Source organism: Bdellovibrionales bacterium (assembly GCA_018266295.1).
Taxonomy (GTDB): domain Bacteria; phylum Bdellovibrionota; class Bdellovibrionia; order Bdellovibrionales; family Bdellovibrionaceae; genus JACMRP01.
In genome coordinates, this window is the sequence record JAFEAQ010000004.1 from 687512 (window position 1) to 707330 (window position 19819).

General features: G+C 47.1%; 20 protein-coding genes and 1 tRNA gene. 11 read left to right on the plus strand and 10 right to left on the minus strand.

Annotated elements, in window-relative coordinates:
• Positions 1 to 188: 188 nt before the first annotated feature.
• The 4 genes from JSU04_03800 to JSU04_03815 all read right to left on the minus strand — a co-directional run bounded on the left by JSU04_03800 (position 189) and on the right by JSU04_03815 (position 2618).
• Complete coding sequence (locus tag JSU04_03800) at positions 189 to 1133, minus strand: RES family NAD+ phosphorylase (GenBank protein ID MBS1969401.1); 945 nt, start codon at positions 1131 to 1133, stop codon at positions 189 to 191.
• 8 nt (positions 1134 to 1141) lie between these two features.
• Positions 1142 to 1540, minus strand: a complete 399-nt coding sequence (locus JSU04_03805; protein MBS1969402.1) for a hypothetical protein — start codon at positions 1538 to 1540, stop codon at positions 1142 to 1144.
• Positions 1541 to 1911: 371 nt separating this feature from the next.
• Positions 1912 to 2328, minus strand: coding sequence for a four helix bundle protein (locus JSU04_03810; protein ID MBS1969403.1), 417 nt, complete (start codon positions 2326 to 2328; stop codon positions 1912 to 1914).
• A gap of 200 nt (positions 2329 to 2528) precedes the next feature.
• Positions 2529 to 2618, minus strand: a tRNA-Ser gene (locus JSU04_03815).
• Between the two features lie 216 nt (positions 2619 to 2834).
• Between JSU04_03815 and JSU04_03820 the strand changes: the two genes are divergently transcribed.
• Positions 2835 to 3905, plus strand: coding sequence for a hypothetical protein (locus JSU04_03820; protein MBS1969404.1), 1071 nt, complete (start codon positions 2835 to 2837; stop codon positions 3903 to 3905).
• A gap of 73 nt (positions 3906 to 3978) precedes the next feature.
• Complete coding sequence (locus tag JSU04_03825; GenBank protein MBS1969405.1) at positions 3979 to 5106, plus strand: linear amide C-N hydrolase; 1128 nt, start codon at positions 3979 to 3981, stop codon at positions 5104 to 5106.
• Here JSU04_03825 and JSU04_03830 read toward each other — a convergent pair.
• Genes JSU04_03830 through JSU04_03845 form a run of 4 tightly spaced genes read right to left on the minus strand, consistent with a single transcriptional unit; the run spans position 5030 to position 8931 of the window.
• Positions 5030 to 6292 (minus strand): AmpG family muropeptide MFS transporter, encoded by a 1263-nt coding sequence (locus JSU04_03830; GenBank protein ID MBS1969406.1) that lies wholly within the window; start codon positions 6290 to 6292, stop codon positions 5030 to 5032. The genes JSU04_03825 and JSU04_03830 overlap by 77 nt on opposite strands.
• Before the next feature lie 12 nt (positions 6293 to 6304).
• Positions 6305 to 7972: a hypothetical protein gene (locus tag JSU04_03835; protein MBS1969407.1), complete on the minus strand. Its 1668-nt coding sequence runs from the start codon at positions 7970 to 7972 to the stop codon at positions 6305 to 6307.
• Between the two features lie 9 nt (positions 7973 to 7981).
• The gene (locus JSU04_03840) at positions 7982 to 8437 is read right to left on the minus strand and encodes a GNAT family N-acetyltransferase (protein ID MBS1969408.1); all 456 of its coding nucleotides are present in this window, start codon (positions 8435 to 8437) and stop codon (positions 7982 to 7984) included.
• Entirely contained in the window at positions 8434 to 8931 is a 498-nt protein-coding gene (locus JSU04_03845; protein ID MBS1969409.1) for an HNH endonuclease, read from the minus strand. The genes JSU04_03840 and JSU04_03845 overlap by 4 nt, the downstream gene beginning before the upstream one ends.
• A 186-nt stretch (positions 8932 to 9117) precedes the next feature.
• Between JSU04_03845 and JSU04_03850 the strand changes: the two genes are divergently transcribed.
• From JSU04_03850 to JSU04_03880, 7 genes are all read left to right on the plus strand, one after another.
• A complete protein-coding gene (locus tag JSU04_03850) occupies positions 9118 to 9594 on the plus strand; it encodes an FKBP-type peptidyl-prolyl cis-trans isomerase (protein ID MBS1969410.1) in 477 nt (158 codons plus the stop codon).
• 47 nt (positions 9595 to 9641) lie between these two features.
• Positions 9642 to 10124 carry a YajQ family cyclic di-GMP-binding protein gene (locus JSU04_03855; GenBank protein MBS1969411.1) on the plus strand — a complete coding sequence of 161 codons (483 nt, stop codon included), beginning with the start codon at positions 9642 to 9644 and terminating at the stop codon, positions 10122 to 10124.
• 123 nt (positions 10125 to 10247) lie between these two features.
• Positions 10248 to 10613 carry an RNA-binding protein gene (locus JSU04_03860; GenBank protein ID MBS1969412.1) on the plus strand — a complete coding sequence of 122 codons (366 nt, stop codon included), beginning with the start codon at positions 10248 to 10250 and terminating at the stop codon, positions 10611 to 10613.
• An 85-nt stretch (positions 10614 to 10698) separates the two neighbouring features.
• Positions 10699 to 11301, plus strand: coding sequence for an arylesterase (locus JSU04_03865; protein ID MBS1969413.1), 603 nt, complete (start codon positions 10699 to 10701; stop codon positions 11299 to 11301).
• Complete coding sequence (locus JSU04_03870) at positions 11298 to 11963, plus strand: ABC transporter ATP-binding protein (protein MBS1969414.1); 666 nt, start codon at positions 11298 to 11300, stop codon at positions 11961 to 11963. Before JSU04_03865 ends, JSU04_03870 begins: the two co-directional genes overlap by 4 nt.
• The gene (locus JSU04_03875) at positions 11964 to 14513 is read left to right on the plus strand and encodes an ABC transporter permease (protein ID MBS1969415.1); all 2550 of its coding nucleotides are present in this window, start codon (positions 11964 to 11966) and stop codon (positions 14511 to 14513) included.
• A gap of 9 nt (positions 14514 to 14522) precedes the next feature.
• Entirely contained in the window at positions 14523 to 15521 is a 999-nt protein-coding gene (locus tag JSU04_03880; protein MBS1969416.1) for a threonylcarbamoyl-AMP synthase, read from the plus strand.
• On the opposite strand, the gene JSU04_03885 is transcribed toward JSU04_03880, so the two are convergent.
• Positions 15510 to 16184, minus strand: a complete 675-nt coding sequence (locus JSU04_03885; GenBank protein MBS1969417.1) for a helix-turn-helix transcriptional regulator — start codon at positions 16182 to 16184, stop codon at positions 15510 to 15512. The genes JSU04_03880 and JSU04_03885 overlap by 12 nt on opposite strands.
• A gap of 171 nt (positions 16185 to 16355) precedes the next feature.
• On the opposite strand from JSU04_03885, the gene JSU04_03890 reads away from it, so the two are divergent.
• Positions 16356 to 17261, plus strand: coding sequence for a cytochrome c (locus JSU04_03890; protein MBS1969418.1), 906 nt, complete (start codon positions 16356 to 16358; stop codon positions 17259 to 17261).
• Positions 17262 to 17270: 9 nt separating this feature from the next.
• On the plus strand, positions 17271 to 18494 hold the full coding sequence (locus tag JSU04_03895; protein ID MBS1969419.1) for an MFS transporter: 1224 nt from the start codon (positions 17271 to 17273) through the stop codon (positions 18492 to 18494).
• A gap of 10 nt (positions 18495 to 18504) precedes the next feature.
• On the opposite strand, the gene JSU04_03900 is transcribed toward JSU04_03895, so the two are convergent.
• Positions 18505 to 19722: a hypothetical protein gene (locus JSU04_03900; GenBank protein MBS1969420.1), complete on the minus strand. Its 1218-nt coding sequence runs from the start codon at positions 19720 to 19722 to the stop codon at positions 18505 to 18507.
• Positions 19723 to 19819: the final 97 nt, after the last annotated feature.

The following is a 19819-nucleotide window of genomic DNA, read 5'->3' on the forward strand; positions in this document are numbered from 1 at the left end:
GATTTACTTTGTCTCATTTTAAAGCCTCTTGAATACTTCAAGAGAGAAGAGATGAGGAATTTTGCGCACTTGCTTCTGGTTCGTCTTTGATGTCGCTTTGGAATTGGAAAGTTGAGATTAAAGAAAATTTTGACTCCGCAAAACTTACTGGAGATGAAAAGGTAAGTTTCGAACTGTCTTTATGGAATTTAAATCAGATTGGGATAGCTATCAGAGTTTAAAGTTAAGATAACGTTGGAAGCAGCCTTATCACTTAAAGAGACGTAACTTCCAGGACCAAGGTTTTCGGGAAATATCGCAATACACGTGCCTGTGCGAAATTTTGATTGATATCGAATTGCCTCTATTTTTGCCGCCTTCACTAAGTTGCCGAAAGATTGGGAGTTAGATGGGATGCTAAATCTGGTAATTGATAATCTCCAGTTGGGGTGAAGAAGAGCATTTGTTAGTTCTCTCATAGTTGAAACTGGATTCGTCCTATTTAGTCCCGCTCTAATTGCTTCATCGTTCAATGTTGGCGAAGCTTCAATCCTTGATATAACTTTCAAAAATGGCTTGAGGTTGTCGGTAACAGTTATATCTAGAATATTATTAAGCACGCCGTTTACTCTATAGTCTGAAATACTAACGCCCTTAAAATCTTCAAAGCTAATTTGTTTGGGGTCTTGCTCGTCTACTTGACGCATTTCTAAGCGTGCAACCCGTGCGTTTTCTCCTATGTACAATGCGGGGAATGTAGGAAAAAAATCGTTAATTCTGCCGAAGTTAAATCTACCACCAACGGCGCTAATTCGGCTTCCTGCTGATGAAAGTGGTCTATCATTATATTGCGTTAGTACGCACCTATAGTGATTTTCGAATTCAAATTTTGAGGTTTTTTTGCAAAGAGCTTCAGTTATTTGAACAGATCGCTTAGCGCGTTCCGCAGCATAATAATAGTATTCATCCAAATAGTAAGCTTGAAGACGGGCTTCTGTTTCTTTATAGAGGTCGATATCTGCGGCACTTAACCGATCTAATAATAACTTACCTTGCTCGAAGCCCGTTTGCTTTTTGTCGGTTTGTAACTTTGGAAGATATGAAGGGCGTACTGGAGGCTTTCTCTTAATATAAGGCGGAGCTTTCTTTGCCATATATTTAGTTATGGATTGTTTCCGTTTTTAATGTCCATTAAAATATCAAGAAGCTTATTATATCGTCCAAATCGGATCATATCTCTTGGTGATATATTACCGAGCATTTGATTTTTAGTGGTAAACCATAACTGAGTTTTCTTTAAATCTCCACCAAGCATATCGGCAACAAGCTCACAGACGTTTTTAATTTCTTCAATTCTGTCTTTTAATGCCTGTGGCATTTTTCCTTCATCAAATCGTACAGTTTTAACAGATACACTGGCTATTTTTGCTAAGTCGTCATTAGAAAGCTTGAGAAAGACAGAGGCCACTTGGCGATAATTAGTATCTCCCTCAGGAGTATAAAAATCAGGAATTTTAGTATGGGCAATATTTGAAAATAACTGATGATTAATTTGATCCATATTATAGCTCCCTTTAATATTATCGGGACGAATGTAAACCAACTTTAGACCAAAATAAAGCCAAATTATCATTAAGTAAAGTCTAGTTAAAACAGATATTTATAAGTTTAATCACAATATGTGCCATTTAGAATTAAAGTATTCTCAAGTTGAACCTATTGGCTTTGAACTCCTAATCCAATATATTTGTATTCCGGTTTATTTTTCGATTCTACAAAATATGGTTCAAAAAAAGACATAAGTTAGATTCGATGACTTTCAAAAATTGCAAATTTTTAGAAGATTGCCGGAAAAGAAAAGATGAATGTCGAACGCACTATCTGAAAGTAAGCCAAATAAAGCACTGAAATAAAATCTCAGGATAAAACAAATTATGAATCAGGGAAGTTACGATAACTTCGCTTTTGGATATTATGCTTTTTTGGAGAACAACTTTCCGCTGCATCGTGGGCTTGGACCAATCGGGTTAACATTTTTCCAATGATTTCGAGCTTGCTGCGAAGTTCTTCGCGTTCTCTTGCGGTGACTACAGATTTTATTGTTAGAATCTCGATGATTGGGATGCATTCAAACGCGGAGCCGCGAGCGATCCAAAAAAATTGGCGTTTATCGCCGGAATGCCAACGGCCGTTGCCTTCGGCGATGTTGAGAGGAATGGAAAGTGCTGCGCGAGAGAGTTGGTCGGCGATGGTTTTGGTAAGTCCTTCCCTGGTGAGCAGGGATTCTACTTGTGTGCAGAGGTTGATGGAGCGTTTGTATACTTCTAAGTCTTCGAATGGAAATGCCATAAAGCGGGTAACTGCAATTCAGAAGCCAGCTCTATAAGAAAATAGATTGTTGATGAGGAAAATAGATGTCCGGTATTTGAATCTATTGTCCATTTTCTAGATCTATTTTCTAATTTTGCGCATGGAGTTTCTGGCTCGCCTTCGGCATCGCTTTGAAAATGGAAAATGGAGAATAGACGAAATTTTGACTGCGCAAAATTTGGCGGACAGGGTGAGATTCGAACTCACGGTGGCGGTTAGACCACACACGCGTTCCAGGCGTGCGCCTTAAACCACTCGGCCACCTGTCCACTTCTTGGAACGATTTGAGGTGCTAGGTTTAGCACGTTGAATGTTGCCAGGTCAAAGCTGGATTTAGGTAAAATTCGTGGAAAAACGCCACCAGAGGCCTTTTATTTCGAGTTAATGCACCCGGAAGTCGGTCGGGGGGCCGGACCTACCTCCTGAAAATAGCTGCAAAGATGAAGCTGCTCCCTTTCTCTGAGTATACTGGAAGCGGAGGATGCATGCGTTTTATTGCCCAGGTTCTTGGAGTGGTTTCTATTTGTTTCGCTGCGGGCTGTGTTTCAAGCAACATTCGTCTTCCGGCTTCTTTCAAACCTAAATATAACAACAGCACCGTCGAACTCTTAAAAGCCGCCGCTAAAAACGGGATCGTCTTTCAAGTCAGTGACACTGTTTTCCGCGATGTGCCCGCACGCCAGGTCGATCGCTGCCGCAAAGCCGATGCTCCCACTTGGTCAGCGATGCTCACGGATCTCTTGACCATGCTCAAAGAGAAAGACAAAGAAGCATACTACAACAAGTTTCACATCGTGGATATCAAACGCGGTGATAAAGCGCGCGCAGAGATCAGCGAAGACCTTTCGCATGTCACTTACCTGACAATCACTTACGCCAAACGTGAAACCCGTGAAAAGATGACCTCCACCACGACAGTCCCTTGCTATGATAGCGGCACCGATTATGAAGGCAAAGATCTCATCACAACGAATATCGACTGGCCAAATATCGAAGAGATGAAGCTCGCATTGAAGCAAGCACCCAATAAGAAAGACGTTCCGAGCTTTCAGTTCAATACGGATTTCCTGACGTTCTTAGCCGAGCGCCAGGCGATTTTGAAAATCGGTCCCGAAGTCCCTTACGCGAAGAGCAAAGATGCCGAGCCTTACTTAAAGCTCTGGCTTGAGAAGATGGCGACGGAAATCAAAGAGCCCAACAACATCGAGTACATCAGCTACTGGCTCAAAGAAATTAATACTCACAGCCGCCAAGCCAGCTCGATTCAGTTCTTCGGTCTTTATCGCGAAGGTGACGCTGCTCACGGAGTGCAGGTCGACACAGTTGGCAAGTACTCTCGCAAACTCAACAGCTATCAAGAGCCGACTTATATGTTCATGTCCTATGGCGAAGTCGGCGGCGACACCGTGACCGACGATCTTAAGGACCTCAATGCCTGCCTCCGAACCTTGACCGGGATTTACAGCAATCCGTTGGCGATGGGAACGCAGCTTGAAGCGGACGGGGATAGCTTTTTGTCTCCGGGCTATTCTTGCAAAATCGAACGCAAGCACTAATCTGACGAAATACATTTCAGTTTGAAGAGATCTCCACGCGACTTTCTTTGCATGCGCGCCTTAAGCTTTTTTCATGAAAACAATATCACTCTTTCTAAGTCTATTGCTGGCGCTTCCTGCATATCCATGCACACGCGTCCTTTCTGAATCCTCAAACCAAGACGTGATCGTCGGCCGCAATATGGATTGGGTCGAAGATATCGGTACCAATATGTGGCAATTTCCTCGAGGGATGGCTCGTAATGGACTGGCCGGCGAAAACTCGCTGAAGTGGACTTCGAAATATGGCAGCGTGATTTTATCGGCCTATGACGTCGGCACCACTGACGGCATTAATGAAAAAGGCCTCAATGCCAATGTCCTTTACCTAACCGAAGCCAACTTCGGAGTGCGCGATGAAAAGCTGCCGGGTCTAGCTGTGAGCTTGTGGCCGCAATACTTCCTCGATAACTTTGCCACTGTCGATGAGGCGGTGAAGTGGATGGAGAAAACTGCCTTCCAAGTTTTGCCTTCCGGAGTACAAACTGATTCAGGCAGAAAAGAAGGCACGGTTCACTTAGCGCTCTCGGATAAGACGGGTGATAACGCCGTCATTGAATATATTGATGGCAAAGCGCAGATCTATCACGGTCGTCAGTACAACGTGATGACCAATTCTCCACCTTACGATCAACAGCTGGTCACAATGAAGCAGTACAAAGGCTTCGGCGGCGACAAGCCCCTTCCTGGTACCACAGATGCCGCCGACCGTTTTGTGCGTGCTGCGTACTACGCGCAGAACCTGCCACCGGCAGCCGATTACCGTGAAGCCGTCGCGGGAGTCCTGAGCGTCCTTCGCAATGTCTCGCAACCTTTCGGCGCCCCGGATCCGGCACGTCCGTATGTTTCGACGACTCGCTGGAGAGTCGTTGCCGATCTTACTAAGGGCATCTATTTCTATGAAAATACTTTGAGCCCTAACTTAGTATGGGTACGACTGCAGAAGTTGAACTTCAATAAAGGAACCAGCGTGAAGAAGATCACGCTAGTTAAAAATTATGATCTCATTGGAGATATCACCGGAAAATTTAAACCCGCAAAGCCGTTCCAGTTCTTGAAACCGGATTTGCCTGCAGGTTTGAAAGCTAAGCTACGACAGACTCCGTCTGCTTCTGGTACTTCTTCATCAGGATTAGCATCAACAGTCCTGGGATCGCAATAAACATGCAAGTGTAATAGAAATTCGCCCAGCCGAGGTGCTTCACCATGTCTCCGGAGAAACCAGAAAAGAAATTTCGGCCGAGGGTCGCAATACTCGAAAGAATCGCATACTGAGTCGCCGTGTAGCGTTTATTCGTGATGGCTGAGATGAACGCGATGAATGCGGCAGAGCCCATTCCCGAAGTGACATCTTCAAAGCACACCGTAAACGCCAGCGCCCAGTTCTGTGGACCTGTCATCGTCAGGATCGCAAACGCGCCCGTTGAAAGAGCTTGCAGGATTCCAAAAATCCAAAGCGAGCGATAGATACCAATGTAGTACATCAACGTACTTCCAAGGAAGAGTCCCACCATGCCTGAGATCAAACCAAAAGTTTTCGCAATCAAAGCAATGTCTGCGTTGCTGTAACCAATCTGCACATAGTACGGATTCAACATCGCACCTGATAAAGCATCACCGAGTTTGAATAGGAATACGAAAGTCAGCATGAAGTAAGCACCATCGCGCTTTAAGAACTCGCGGAAAGGATCAATCACGGCTGCCATCAAAGTACGTGGCGGAGCTTCGCTGACTTTAGGCTCTGGCGCCCAAAGAGTTGTCAGGATCCCGATCCCCATAAATGCAGCCATCGCATAGTAAAGCTCATTCCAAGTCAGGCTAAAGCCGGGAGCTCCCACGAGCCCCATACCCAAAGCACCCGACACGAGCATCGCAATACGGTAACCGTACATGTTCATCGAAGAACCAAAGCCGAGCTCTTCATCATGCAAGAGCTCACGGCGATAAGCATCGATCACGATATCTTGAGTGGCACTAAAGAACGCCGTCAGAACTGAAAGCACTGCCATATTCATCAGCGAGAACTTAGGATCAAACATCCCGATGCCGGCGATCGAGCCCACGAGCAACAACTGGCTTAATAACATCCAGCCACGACGGCGGCCGAGTTTTTTAGAAATAGTAAAACGATCCAGCAGCGGTGCCCAAATAAACTTGAGCGAGTAAGCCAAACCCACCCAGCCAAAGTAGCCGATCATACTGATATCAACTTGCTCGCGGGCAAGCCAGGTCTTCAGAGTTCCGCCGGTCAATAAGAGCGGCAAACCACTGGAGAATCCCAATAAAAATATAATGAGCATCTTCTTACTGAAGATCTCCTTTAAGAGCGGAGTCTTTTTTTCGGCCATGGTGCTTCCTTGCTAGCTGTTGCTTAGAATTTTCTTTCTCATTTTCCAGAGGAGGTGACTGATATAAGGGCGGCGATTTTCTTTCGAGGCCACCATCAGCAGCTTTGTGATTTTGAGATCGTTTGGATCTGTGTAGAGCAAAATCAGCAATTCCTGGATGAAGTTCGTATTCAGCGTCACGTAGTTATCCGTTCCTACGCCAAGCTGAACATTTTTCTTTTCCCACCAAGAGAACGGATGATCTTTGTAGTCATCGAACTTACCGGTGAGTTTATTGTTTGAAGAAGGGAGCGAGATCAAAGAGATCTCTTTCTGAATCATGCGGTTCAAAACGTCATGCTGATAGTGCTCTACCTCACGGGCCGTATGGAACTTTGCTTTCAAGAACTCGGTATTGTCCTTCTCGCTCAAAAGCTCGCCTTTGAGGAGTTTATCCAAGACCGGTTTGTAGTTGCCCCAATCAAGCTCCGACAATTCACGATAGTGCGGATCTTTCGCCGTGATCGCAATGCCTTGCTTATTCTTATGGGAAACTTCTTGATAGAGGCGGTGGAAGTACACGTTTGGATTAATCCCCAGACTAATCCCGTGCTCCAGCGTATCGATGTGCCAGATGTTCATGGCATTGTCGACAGCCTGGATGCCTTTTTTGAGTGTGTGCCAAGTTTCACCGTGATGCGAGCGAATTTTCAAACCACGGTATTGCAGTTTGCGGAAACCGGTTTGCATCTCGTAGAAATGTTCTTTGCGGTAAAGTTCGCGCTCATCGCCCACGGTATCCACGTCAGTCATATGCTTTTGCAGGAAAGGATACTTATCCATCATGCGGATCATATCGTTGATCTGCGCCATGAAGTGATCTTTACGGGATTTAAAGCGAGCCGAATCAAAGAAGCTCGATTCTTTACGGAAAGACGGAGAAAGCACGAAATCAAAATCAGGATGCTCATCTTGGAACTTTTTAAAACCTTCGTACAAACCAAGCACGACGTCTTCAGGTGTGACATCGTCGATACCCGGAATCTGTTCCGAAGAGCTAGACGTCGCGCGATCCAAAGTAAACTTTAAACGAATACGGCCGACATTGAACTTGTTGTAGAGTTCATTGGCCATATCGTAAGCGGCATCCGCATGCGTTTGACGATCAATGAAGACCAGCTTCGGAAGATATAAAATCTTTAAGTAAGTCAGGAAGCCCTCGGTCTCATCCAGGCGAATCAGCTTATCAACGTCAGCCACCGATTTGATCGGCAACGCTTGGTCGCCGTAAACTTCTTTGATTTTCTTTTCGTAAATATCTTTGTGAGGACCTTCGAGAAGTTTCTTCAAACGAGGGTACAGGAACTCCGCCGTCACTGAGCCCGTCAGATGAATATGCTCCTCGTGATATTTGATCGGGAAGTTTTTAAACAGCTCGAACAAGCACTCTGAAATCGGATGAACCAGCAGAGCGTTGATATTGATTTTATTTGTCACGAACTGGTCGATCAGACCACGGAATTCAACGGCAAGATCCAAAGCTTTTTGGTTTTCCGCATTTAGCTCGGAAGAGATCAGAAGATTCAAAGTGTCTTTGAGGGAGATCCCGTTGGTTTCGCTCACGATCAGAGTGAGCCATTTTACTAAGTCTTTTTTGGTTTTCGGGTCTAACACGCCCGATGTTTTTTCATTTTTTGGCATGTATAGAATCTATCGAGGATTCAAATACTTGTACATGATTTTATGGGGTCCGATCCGGTCCATTTCGAAGAGCGGACCATGGTAGGCAAAACCCATTTTTTCATAGAACGGGAAAGCCTTGATCCGAGCGTTACACCAGAGAAGATCACAATATTTTTGGCGCAACAAAACCGTTCCATGTTGAAGAAGAATCTGACCGAAGCCTTGGCCGTGATAATTCGGATCTGTCGCCATCCCACGGAGGCGATAAGGATTGCCGGCGTTGAATTGAGGATGGGATTCGGTGAGGAAGGTGCAAATAGTGACCAGTTTTCTCTCGTGAAACAGGCCTAAATGAAAAGTCGTCGGATCGTTATCGCCAACATTCACGCAATCATCGACGTGCAGAAAGGGCTTCAGCACTTTCTGCCTTAAGGGGAGCGTATACTCCGTTGGGATTTTAGAGATGTGGTGGTGTAACTTCATCCTGCCTTAAACCGCAAATACTCCAACCAACTGGCCGGAGCGGAGTTTGATTTCAACTCCATTTCCATCTGGATTTCCAATTCTCGAATTGGCAGCCATGATGGCATTTTCGGCTCAGTTAATAAAGGCATATTTGCAGTTTGTGGCGTGCGGTTGGCTTTACGTTGGTTGCATTCTCGGCAAGCGGAAACAACGTTCGTCCAAGTCTTTTTTCCATTTTTTGAAGCAGGTACTACGTGATCAAGAGTGAGATGTTTGGCGGCTAGTTTGTCGCCACAATACTGGCAGGTGAAGTTATCGCGGATATAGACATTTTCGCGGCAGAATCGGACCGCACCGTTGGATCTGGGTCGAACATAACTCTTCAACCTCAGAACGCTCGGCATTTGGTAACTGGACCGCGCCGACCTGGCAAACACAGTGTGGTACTCCAAGATTTCTACTTTATCCTGGAACCACAGAATCAAGGCCTTCTGCCAACTAACAATCCGCATTGGCTCGTAACTCGAATTGAGAAGCAGAGACCTGAGTGAGGATAAATGATGCATTACCCCTCCCATGGAGCTCTCTATCTTAAATTATAGAGGGTTTGGGGTATGATTTTCAAGTACCTGGACCATAATCCCTTGAAATTAGGCCCTTTTCGCGATAGCTCCCTGTTAAATCAAAGGAGACCCATTATGAAACGTCGAGTTTTCGCATTTAATTACGTCCTAAAAGGAGCCGATGGCCAAACCCTCGACGCTTCAGATGCAGGTGAACCACTAGCTTTCCTCGAAGGCACTGGAATGATCATTCCTATGCTTGAACAGGAAGTTGTGAAGATGAAAGTAGGCGATAAGCAAACGATTAAGTTGGCTGCAAAAGACGCTTACGGCTTGCCAGATCCAAAAATGACTATGGAAGTGCCAAAAGAAGAATTGGCTCACTTGAAAATCGAACTCGGTGCTTACTTGCAATTGAACTTGGGTGAGCAAACGAAAGTTGTTCGCGTTGCTAACATCGGTGATAAAACGGTTACTCTCGATGGAAACCACCCCTTGGCGGGAACAGACCTCGTGTTTGATATCGACATGGTTGCAATCCGTGAAGCGACTGCGGAAGAGCTTCAACACGGCCACGCGCACGGCGCACATGGCCACGGACACCACCATTAATAGAAAATGGATAATGGACAATAGAATTTATTGAGAATGGGTTGAGAATGGCTTCGTTTGATATTGTTTCGGAAATCAATATTCAAGAGGTGGACAATGCGGTCAATCAGGCTCGTAAAGAGGTTGAAGGCCGCTATGATTTCAAGGGCAGTCAGGCTGAAATTCAGTGGGACAAGAAGGAAATCACACTCTTAGCTGAGGACGACTATAAAGTTGAGGCTATGGGGAGCATCCTCCAAACGAAGCTGCACCGTCGCGGCGTGGATATAAAATCCTTTAAGTTCGAAAAGCCTGAGCCAGCTGGGGGCAAGATGCTCCGCCAAAAAATTACAATTCAACAGGGCATCGATAAGGAAGTGGCTAAGGACATCGTAAAATGGATTAAGGACTCTAAATTAAAGGTCCAGCCGCAAATTATGGACGATAAGGTGAGGGTTACCTCTAAAAGCATCGACGAATTGCAGGAAACCATAGCTAAAGTCCGGTCTGGCAACTTCCCGATTCCATTACAATTCAACAATATGAGATAGGAATTTCACTTGCACAGATTGTAGGCTGTGCTAGATTTAAAAAAGTTAACAATGTCCCGCGTTCGTAGTTCCTAGAGTCTGTTTGCTCGTGGCTCCCGCGGTCTAAAGATCCCTGGAGGTACCATGGGTAAAAAGTTATACGTAGGCAATCTTCCTTATTCAATCACTGACGACAGCCTTCACAGCAAATTTGCTGAGTTCGGTGCTGTTTCTTCTGCAAAAGTTATCACTGACCGTGAAACTGGCCGTAGCAAAGGTTTCGGCTTCGTAGAAATGGAATCAGATTCTGACGCTGACATGGCTATCGAAAAGTTGAACGGCGCTCAATTCGACGGTCGCGCGATCAACGTATCTGAAGCTCGTCCACAAGCTCCACGTGAAGGTGGCGGCGGTCGTGGTGGCTTCGGCGGCGGTGGACGCGGCGGTGGCGGCGGACGCGGTGGCTTCGGCGGCGGCGGACGTGGCGGTGGCGGCGGTGGTCGTTACTAGTAGCTGCGATTGTTAACTCGCATCAAAGAGTTAATAATACAGTCGGACTTGTCATTTAAGTCTTAGATAGAGTCTCATGGAACCCATGAGACTCTTTTTATTTTTAGCCCTTCTTTTTTCTTTCTCCTTCTCATTTGCTCAAAACAAAAAGCTCGTCGTGCTTGGTGATTCTCTCACTGAAGGCATCGGTGTCGCGAAAGAAGCGGCCTATCCAGCGCTCGTCGAAAAAAAGATCCACGACAGTGGTAAGAAAGAATGGACCGTTGTGAACGCCGGTGTCAGTGGCTCTACTACGGCGTCTGCTGTCGGCCGTTTGAAGTGGTTGTTCAAATCAAAGCCTGATTTGCTTCTCATTGTGATGGGTGCAAACGACGGTCTTCGTGGCTTGAAAATCGAAGAGAGCGAGAAAAATCTCGCCGCGGCGATTGAGTTTGCGCAAGCTCAGAAAGTTCCTGTGGTTCTTGGTGGACTGTATGTGCCGCCGAACTATGGCAAGGACTACACTGAGAAATTCAAAAAAATGTATCTCGATCTTTCTAAGAAATATAAGACGCCGCTGATTCCTTTCATTCTTGATAAGGTGGCGGGGGATCCTAAGTACAATCAAGCAGACGGCATTCACCCAAATGAAGCTGGACATAAAATTATTGCGGATACGGTTTATCAGGAAATCAAAGGTCTGTTATGAGTCTCTATATCAAGAATTTGCAGAAGTCGTTTAACCAAGGCGAAGACCGCGTGGCTGTATTGAAAGGCCTCACGGCAGATATTAAGAATGGCGAGGTTGTGGCGATTGTCGGTCAATCCGGCAGTGGTAAATCCACGCTGCTGTCTTTGCTGGCGGGGCTTGATCAGGCCGATACAGGTGATGTTGTCGTGGATGGTGTGAACATTAGCACGATGACAGAGAAGCAAGTCACTGATTTCCGCGGGCAGAATATCGGTATCGTTTTTCAGCAGTATCATCTCGTTTCACACCTCACGGCGCTTGAGAACGTGATGCTGCCGATGGAAATTCTCGGTAAGCCCGATGCTGAAAAGCAAGCGACTGCGCTCTTGAAAGAAATGGGCCTTGAGCACCGCTTGCATCAGTTTCCCAGCCGTATGAGCGGTGGCGAATGTCAGCGGGTGGCGATTGCGCGGGCTCTGGCTGTGCGACCGAAGATCTTGCTTGCCGATGAACCAAGTGGAAACTTGGATATTCACACCGGCGATCGTGTGATGGAGATCTTCTTTGAAGCCGCGAAGAAATATCAAATTACCACGATCCTTGTAACTCACAGTGAAGCCTTGGCAAAGCGCTGTCAGAGGACCTTGCGTCTTTCTGAAGGTCAGCTTGTGGAGGCCTAGGTGTTTCTCCGTTGGATTCGCCGTGAGCTTCTGCGCAGCTGGAAGTTCGGCCTTTTTTTCATATTCAATCTCAGCCTGGGGCTGACGGGCTATGTTTCGCTCGAGGCGTTTAAAGTTTCTCTGCAAGACACTTTGAGTGCGAACTCAAAAGCGATCTTGTCAGCGGACGTGGCTGTGTCAGCGCGCCGCGAACTGACCGAGGCTGAAAAGAACGCGATGACTGCTGTCATGGCTCAAGACTCAACGATGAGTCAGACCTATGAGTTCTATGCAATGATGACTTCGGATAAGGGCTCGCGCCTGGTGATGGTCCGTGCGGTGGACGATACTTATCCTTTGTATGGTACCGTGGGCTTGGCCTCGGGGGAAGAGATCCGCGGCGATTCTCCGAATAAAGAGATTTTAAAATCCATGACGGCTTGGGTTTATCCAGAGCTTGAAGCGCAGATCGGGTTGCATAAGGGCGATGAGATTCAGCTGGGGCAGTTGAAACTGAAAATTGCCGATGTCATTTCTAAAGATGGCACGCAGACGTTCCGTGCGGCTTCGATTGCACCGCGGGTGTTTATTAATCGCGCATTGCTACCGCAGTCGGGGTTGATTCAGTTCGGCAGTACGTTCTCGGTGAATTACTTCTTTAAACTGAAGAATGAGGAATTCACCAATGATCGCAAGGCGGAGTTGCTGAAGGTTTTGAAAGATCCGGCGATTCAGATTGAAACTGCAAAGACTGCGAGCGAGGACTCCAGCCGCCAGCTCGGTTACTTGTCGGACTATCTTGGTTTGGTTGCGATCATTGCTTTATTCATGTCAGCGCTGGGTGCGGCCTACCTGTTCCGTCTTTTCATGACCCAAAGAATGCGTGAAGTGGCGATTTTGCGGAGCCTTGGTTTGCAGGCGACTCGTGCGGTGAGCCTCTATGCGGCTCAGGTGACGATTCTGGGGCTCTTGTCTTTGATTCCAACGGTGATTGTGTCTTCGTTAGTGCTGCCACTCTTAAGTGAGCTGCTCGCGAGTCTGACGCCGTTTAATTTGTATCCGAGCATGTCTTTGCGAGCGGTGTTGATGGCTTTGATTTTGGGTGTGATCGGCAGTTTTGTGATTTGCTTGCCGTTTTTGCTGAAGATCCAAGACTTGAAACCATCGCGTTTGTTTGCGGAAGAGAAGTTTTCTTCTTCGATTGAAATTCAAAAGCCTTGGGTGTTCTTGCCGGGGATTGTGCTTTTCTGGTTGCTCGCGGTAGCTCAGTCGAATTCATTTAAAATCGGTTCAGTGTTCGTTGGTGCGTTCTTTGTTGTACTATTGATTCTATCGGCGACGGGGATGCTTTTGTTGATGGCATTGCGGGGCGCTGGAAGATTTAAAAATTGGGTGAATAAGTATTCTCTGCTGGGGCTTTCGCGCCGTCGTGCGAGCAGTTTGGCTATCTTCATTGCGCTGGGGCTGGGCTCGTTACTGATTAACGTTCTTCCGCAATTAAAAGTGAGCCTGCAGAATGAATTTAAGACAGAATCGGTGTCGAAGATTCCGAGCCTTTTCATGTTTGATATTCAAGATGATCAAGTCGAGCCAGTAAAAGAATTTCTGAGGCAACAGGATATTTCCAGCATCGGATTTTCTCCGCTGGTCCGTGCACGTATCTTAAAGGTGAATGGTCAAGAGTTTGAGCGTAAGGCTGAAGACGGTGGTTTTACTACGCGTGAGCAAGAGGCCGAAGCTCGGTTCCGTAATCGTGGTGTAAATCTGTCTTATCGCGAAGGTGTCAGCGAATCCGAAACCATCGTTGAAGGCCGGCCGCTAGCTCCGATGTTTGATCCGTCGAAGCAGAAATATGCCGAACTTTCGGTTGAAGCTAAGTACGCCGATCGTTTAGGCATTAAAATCGGCGATGTCCTGCAATTCGATGTTCAAGGAGTTGAGATCGACGGGCAGGTGGTCAACTTACGCAAAGTGAAATGGACCAGCTTTCAGCCGAACTTCTTCGTGATCATGCAAAACGGAGTTTTGAATGATGCGCCGAAGACCTTCATTACGGCGTTGCCGAAAATGCCTGAAGCGAAAAAAGAGCAAATGCAGATGGAGCTCGCAAAGCGCTTCTCGAATGTGTCTATCGTAGATGTGCAAAGGACTGTGAATGAGGTTCTTAAGATCGCTGATCAAATGAGCTGGTCGCTGGAACTCATGGCGGGCTTGGCATTATTTACCGGCTACGTGGTGCTTTACTCCATCGTTAGTGGTCAGGTGCGCCTGCGCCGTTGGGAGCTCAATATGCTCAAGGTCGTGGGAGCTAAATTCGGTGCGGTTTCACGCTATCTGGTGCTGGAGTTTGTGACTCTGGCCTTGGGCGCGGGGATCATGGGGGCTGGACTCAGCGTGGTCGTCAGCTACTTTATTTCGTACTATGTATTTGAGGGAAGCTTCGTATTTAACTGGGTGTGGCCGGTGTTTACGGCCCTCGGAGTGTGCGTCCTGAGCGCGCTCATTGCATATTTTGCCAGCCGCCGAGTAGTGAATGAAAGTCCTCTTGTGATTTTGCAGGAAGAGCGCTAACTACTTGTTATGAACGCTGAAATCCAAAAAGCCGTAGAACTGCTCGCAAAGGGTCAGGTCGTGGGAATGCCCACGGAAACTGTCTATGGCTTGGCTGCGCGCATAGATCTGCCGGCGGGGATCGAAGCGATCTTTAAAACCAAAGAGCGTCCATTCTTTGATCCGCTGATTGTGCATGTCTCTGATCTCAAGCAAGTTACAGAAATCACTTCGAGCTTTTCGCCGCTTGCACGCGCTTTGGCGGAAAAATTCTGGCCAGGGCCGCTCACGATGATTTTGCCAAAAAGTGCAAAAGTGAATCCGATGATCACTTCAGGTTTGGATTCTGTCGGTGTGCGTATGCCGGCGCATCCTGTGGCGCAGGAGCTGATCCGCACGGTGGGAGTTCCGCTCGCGGCTCCGAGTGCAAACAAGTTTGGTAAAACAAGCCCCACATCGGCTTCTCATGTCCGCCAGGAATTTCAGAAAGAAAATGTTTTCGTCCTCGAAGGTGGCGAAAGTGAAATAGGGATTGAGTCGACAGTTTTGTTGGTGAAAGACGATGGCAAGCTTTCGATTTTACGCAAAGGTCATGTGCTGAAATCTGATATCGAAGAATATCTTCATACGAAAGGTCTTGCGTTTGAGTTCGTTGAGACTGTCGATAAGAAAGAATCTCCGGGGCATATGAAGCATCACTACATGCCGCCCGTGCCGTTGATTCTTTGCCTGGATCCGAAGAAAACAGAGAGCGAGATCAAGGCTCTGGTTCAAACAAGACTTGCGGAACTTCCGGATACAATTGAAGAAGTAAAAATCATCAAGCCCGCGGGAGCGATTCAGAAAATGGCTCGCATGCAGCTTTCGGCTGATCCGGTTCTGGCGACGAGAAGTTTCTATTCTCAATTGCGCGAGCTTGCGGCGCAAAAGCCGGATTGTATTTTATTGTATAAAGAGCCTTCACACTCTGGGGAGCGTTGGGAAAGTCTCTACGATCGTATCAATAAAGCGGCGAGCTTAATTCTGTAACAGCTGCTGAATTTCAGCGTTCCAGGCCTTCGGTTTGAAGTGCTTCTTAATCACAGAATCCTTCACGCCTAGACCTCTGAGAGCAAATACGGACATTCTTTCAAGATAGTCTTTTTCATCCGCATGAAGCTGCGGCAGATGCCTTTTGCCGACAAGATTAAAGAGTGACCCACCGACCATAAGTTCGTAAGCAACCCATAGATCTTTTGAATCAGCGGTGCTGACTTCGAGGTCGCCACTTTTCAGAGCGGCTTTATAGTTCTTCTGCCAATCCTCAAAAAGACTGCCGATGCAATCTTTCAAAACAGTCGTCAGAAAGCGTCCGTCTTCCAAAAAGCTATAACCTGTCAGGCGAACAATATTCAAAGTGTCTCGCGAAGGTTCTGTGTCGCCTGGTAGTTTGTAAATCGCAATGATGGACGTAATCATATAGACAAAGAAACAGAGCGTTTCAGTAGAAACTTCCCGGCGGGCGAGAGCTTTCTTTGCCATGGTCGTATCACCTTTACAAAGAGTGTGTAGCTCGTTGTAGAGAGCTTCTTTGGTTGCAAAATGCTGATAAAGAACAGGTTCACTGACTTCACAGGCCTTTGCTATTTCTTTTGTCGTGACTCCGTGGATGCCTTTTTCAGCAAAAAGGGTCCCGGCCTTAAGAATAATCATCTGGCGGCGCTCTGCAGAGCTGAGGCGAATTTGGGGCTTCTTGGGCTTTTTTCCTGCCATAGGAAGGTACAGTAATCTAAAATTCATTGACCCGCAATCACAAATTAGTGTTTACTAGTTTAAATTAGTAAACACTAACTTATCAAATTTCAACTTAGAAAGAGAGTTGCCATGTTTAAACGGGTTTTAAAGTGGATTGGAGTCTTTATCATCATCGTTGTGGCCATTGGGGCCGGAGTTTTCCTCAGAGCACAAAGCAAATTTAGCTCTACGGCGGAACTCACTTTGGAAGATCCTACTTTAAAACTCGCGGCGACTCCGGCGCCGGATTGGATCAAAGAAGGGGAGCGAGTTGCTAAAATGAAGGGTTGCTTTGATTGCCATGGTAAAGACCTCGGCGGCAATGTGTTCGTCAATGACCCGGCCATCGGACTTTTTGCCGGCCCTAATTTAACCACAGGCAAAGGCGGTGTTGGTGCGAACTACACTGACGAAGACTGGATTCGCAGTATTCGTTTCGGCCGTGGACCTCAGAAACACTATTTAAAGTTCATGCCTTCTCAAGAGTTCGCATTCTTGACGGATGAAGACCTTGGGAAACTTATCACTTACTTAAAGAGCATCCCTGCGGTGGATCGTGATGTGGAGGCAGTTCAAGTGGGCCCGATGGCTAAGATTCTCTACTCTTTTGGAAAGATGCCTCTTTTGTTCTCGGGCGAGAATGTGGATCCAAAATCCACAGTTCCGGTAAGTCTCAAAGCAAGCGAAGCTCCGGAGTATGGAAAGTACCTCGCTGCAAGCTGCGTCGGTTGTCATCATCCTAACTTTGGCGGCGGCAAAATTCCAGGCGTTCCGCCAAGCTGGCCAAAATCGGCAAATCTCACAGTCAAAGGGAATATTTCTAAATGGAGTTTTGCTGACTTCCAGAAGACGGCTTCGACGGGCATCACTCCCGAGGGGAAAAACTTGAATCCGCAATTTATGCCATGGCCTGCAATGGCGGCAATGAATGAGACCGAGTTAAAAGCTCTTTACAACTTTCTAAAGTCCTTGCCGGAGGCCTCTGAGAATCTGTAGATTAGGTGCATGCTCCAAGATTTCAAAAAGCTGATGACCGCGCGTTTTCTATTCACCTTCGCTGTGCAAATGCAGGCGGTCATTCTTGGTTGGCGCATGTACGAATTGATGCAAGATCCTTTGGCCCTCGGGATGATTGGACTTGTTGAAGCGGTACCGGCAATTGGGCTTGCGCTCTATGCCGGTTACCTGACGGACCGAAGTCGCCCCCTCAGAGTTTATCAAGGGGTTCTCGCCCTGAGTTTATTATCTGGTCTCATGGTTTTGGTTTCACAATTTCATCCGACGTTCTTTAGTACAAATTTTCAAGCAGGGGCGTTGTATACAGCGTCGTTCTTAACAGGCGCAGCCCGAGCGTTTTCACAGCCGGCGATCTTTGCATTTGTTCCGCGGATCGTGGACCGTGCAGATCTTCCGAGAGCAACGGCTTGGTCCAGCACGGCGATGCAGGTGGCACGTATCGCGGGCCCGGCGGCCGGCGGTTTATTGTATGGCTTTGTCGGAATGATCACTACTTCTTGGCTAGTCGTGGTGCTTTTAATGGCGGGCTTTGCAGCGCTATTCACAATTAAATCAAATCCAGAACCACTGCCACCAAATGGCAAGCATAGATCTCGCAAAGAAGAGCTTTTATCCGGCGCAAAATTCGTATTCACGCATCCGATTTTATTGCCGGCGTTATCACTTGATATGATTTCAGTTCTTTTCGGCGGGGTGACGGCGTTACTGCCAATATTTGCGAAAGAGATTCTGATGATCGGCCCGAAAGGACTCGGCGCTTTGAGAGCCGCTCCGGCCATTGGTGCAACCGTGATGAGTTTTGCTTTGACGAAATTCGATGTTAGTCGCAAAGCCGGTCCGTGGTTATTTACCGCTGTCACGGGCTTCGGTGCTTGTATCTTAGCTTTTGGTCTGAGCCGTGATTTTTATGTGTCTTTGGTTGCCTTAGGTCTTAGTGGCGCTTTTGATAGTATCAGTATGGTGGTTCGCTCTTCAGCGGTTCAGTTGGCTTCGCCGGATGATATGCGCGGCAAGATTTCTGCGGTGAATTCTATCTTTATTGGCTCATCCAATGAGATTGGTGAGTTCGAGTCGGGCGTTGCGGCTCGTTTGCTCGGGACGGTTCCGTCTGTTGTCTTCGGAGGAACCATGTGCTTGTTGACCGCGGTGATTATTGCATTCATCTCACCAACTCTGCGCCGAATGGATCTGACGAAAATCAAAGCTTCGTAAAAGAAGCGGTTTAGTATCTCTGAACGAAATGCACAGTGGTTTGCGAATTCGGCGCTTGAAATGGGACATCTTTGCCGGTGGCGGTTACGACAATAGTATCGGTGAGTGAAATCCAGCTCGGCAGAAAGCGCACAAAACGATATGTTTTGAGATCTTCTCGCCCGCGCTGATCGGTTTCCATCACGGATTGATTGACGGTGTTGTCTACGTTGTCTCCCTCTTTCCACATGGTTTTCCCGATCCACATGCCAGCAGCCACCGGATAAGCGAGAGCCTCGCCAGAACCTGAAGCGGATGATAAAATGTAAACGCCTGCGGCAATAACTGCGGCCGCCACGGCAACTCCGGCGACTCGAATGGTTGTTGAGGTGACAGTGCCGAGAGTCTTTTGTCCGCCTTTACTAAGCTGAATGCCGTAGTACTGACTCATGTAATTTGATTTTGAAATCTTATCGCGGATCGCGGAGTTTCGTTCTTGGTGACGACGATACCATGGCAGTGTCGAGAATGTGATATCAAGAGCGGGTTCAGAATCCTTTTCATCAAATGTCGGCTGCGGATTGCCGAACTCCCATGTTACCTGCGGACCGGTGCCATCAAACGCGAGGCTCAGCACTTTGGGTGGTGTCGTGCCTTTAAGGAGTGGTAGGATATCTGGATCTCTTGTCATCTCATAAGCCCGGCGCAGATCGACTTGAGCCTCATTCCATTCTCCGAGGGCGGCCCACAGAGCGGCGATCCAGATTCTGAGTGCGGGGTCGTCGAAATGTTTTTGATCCATTCGGAAAAAGTTTTCTAGGAAGTACGAAGCTTGCTTTACTTCAACCCGAGCTTCGCTCCATTTTTCAGCCCGCATATAGTACATGGCACTAATAATGTGCGCGAGAATGATTTCATGTTCGGCGGGAATATAGCCCTCTTCACTCTCGCTCATGAAAAAGTACTCAGCTTCACGACTGATGCTGATGTACCTACGGTCTTCAAGTGTTTTCGTTTGCTTCTGCAGAGCTGAGGGGTCTTTGCCGTCGGCCCAAAAGCCAAGCCAGGATTTTTCAACCGATGTGACAAAACCTCCTTGTTCTTTTGTTGGAAACTCTTCGAGAGATTTCTGAGGATTTGAAAATTTGAAAGCAGCTTCAGAGTATTTGTATTCGGAATCACGAATCACTTGCGAGCTTGAGCACGCCGACAGCAGAGCTAGTAAAAAGAGAGCATAAAGAGCTTTCATGATCTCAAACTAGCTAAGGCGAGGAGGTGGAACAAGGACAGAAAAGATAGAGTCAGTGACAAAGTAAAAAAAAGGGCCGGTTTCTTTACCTCATGAA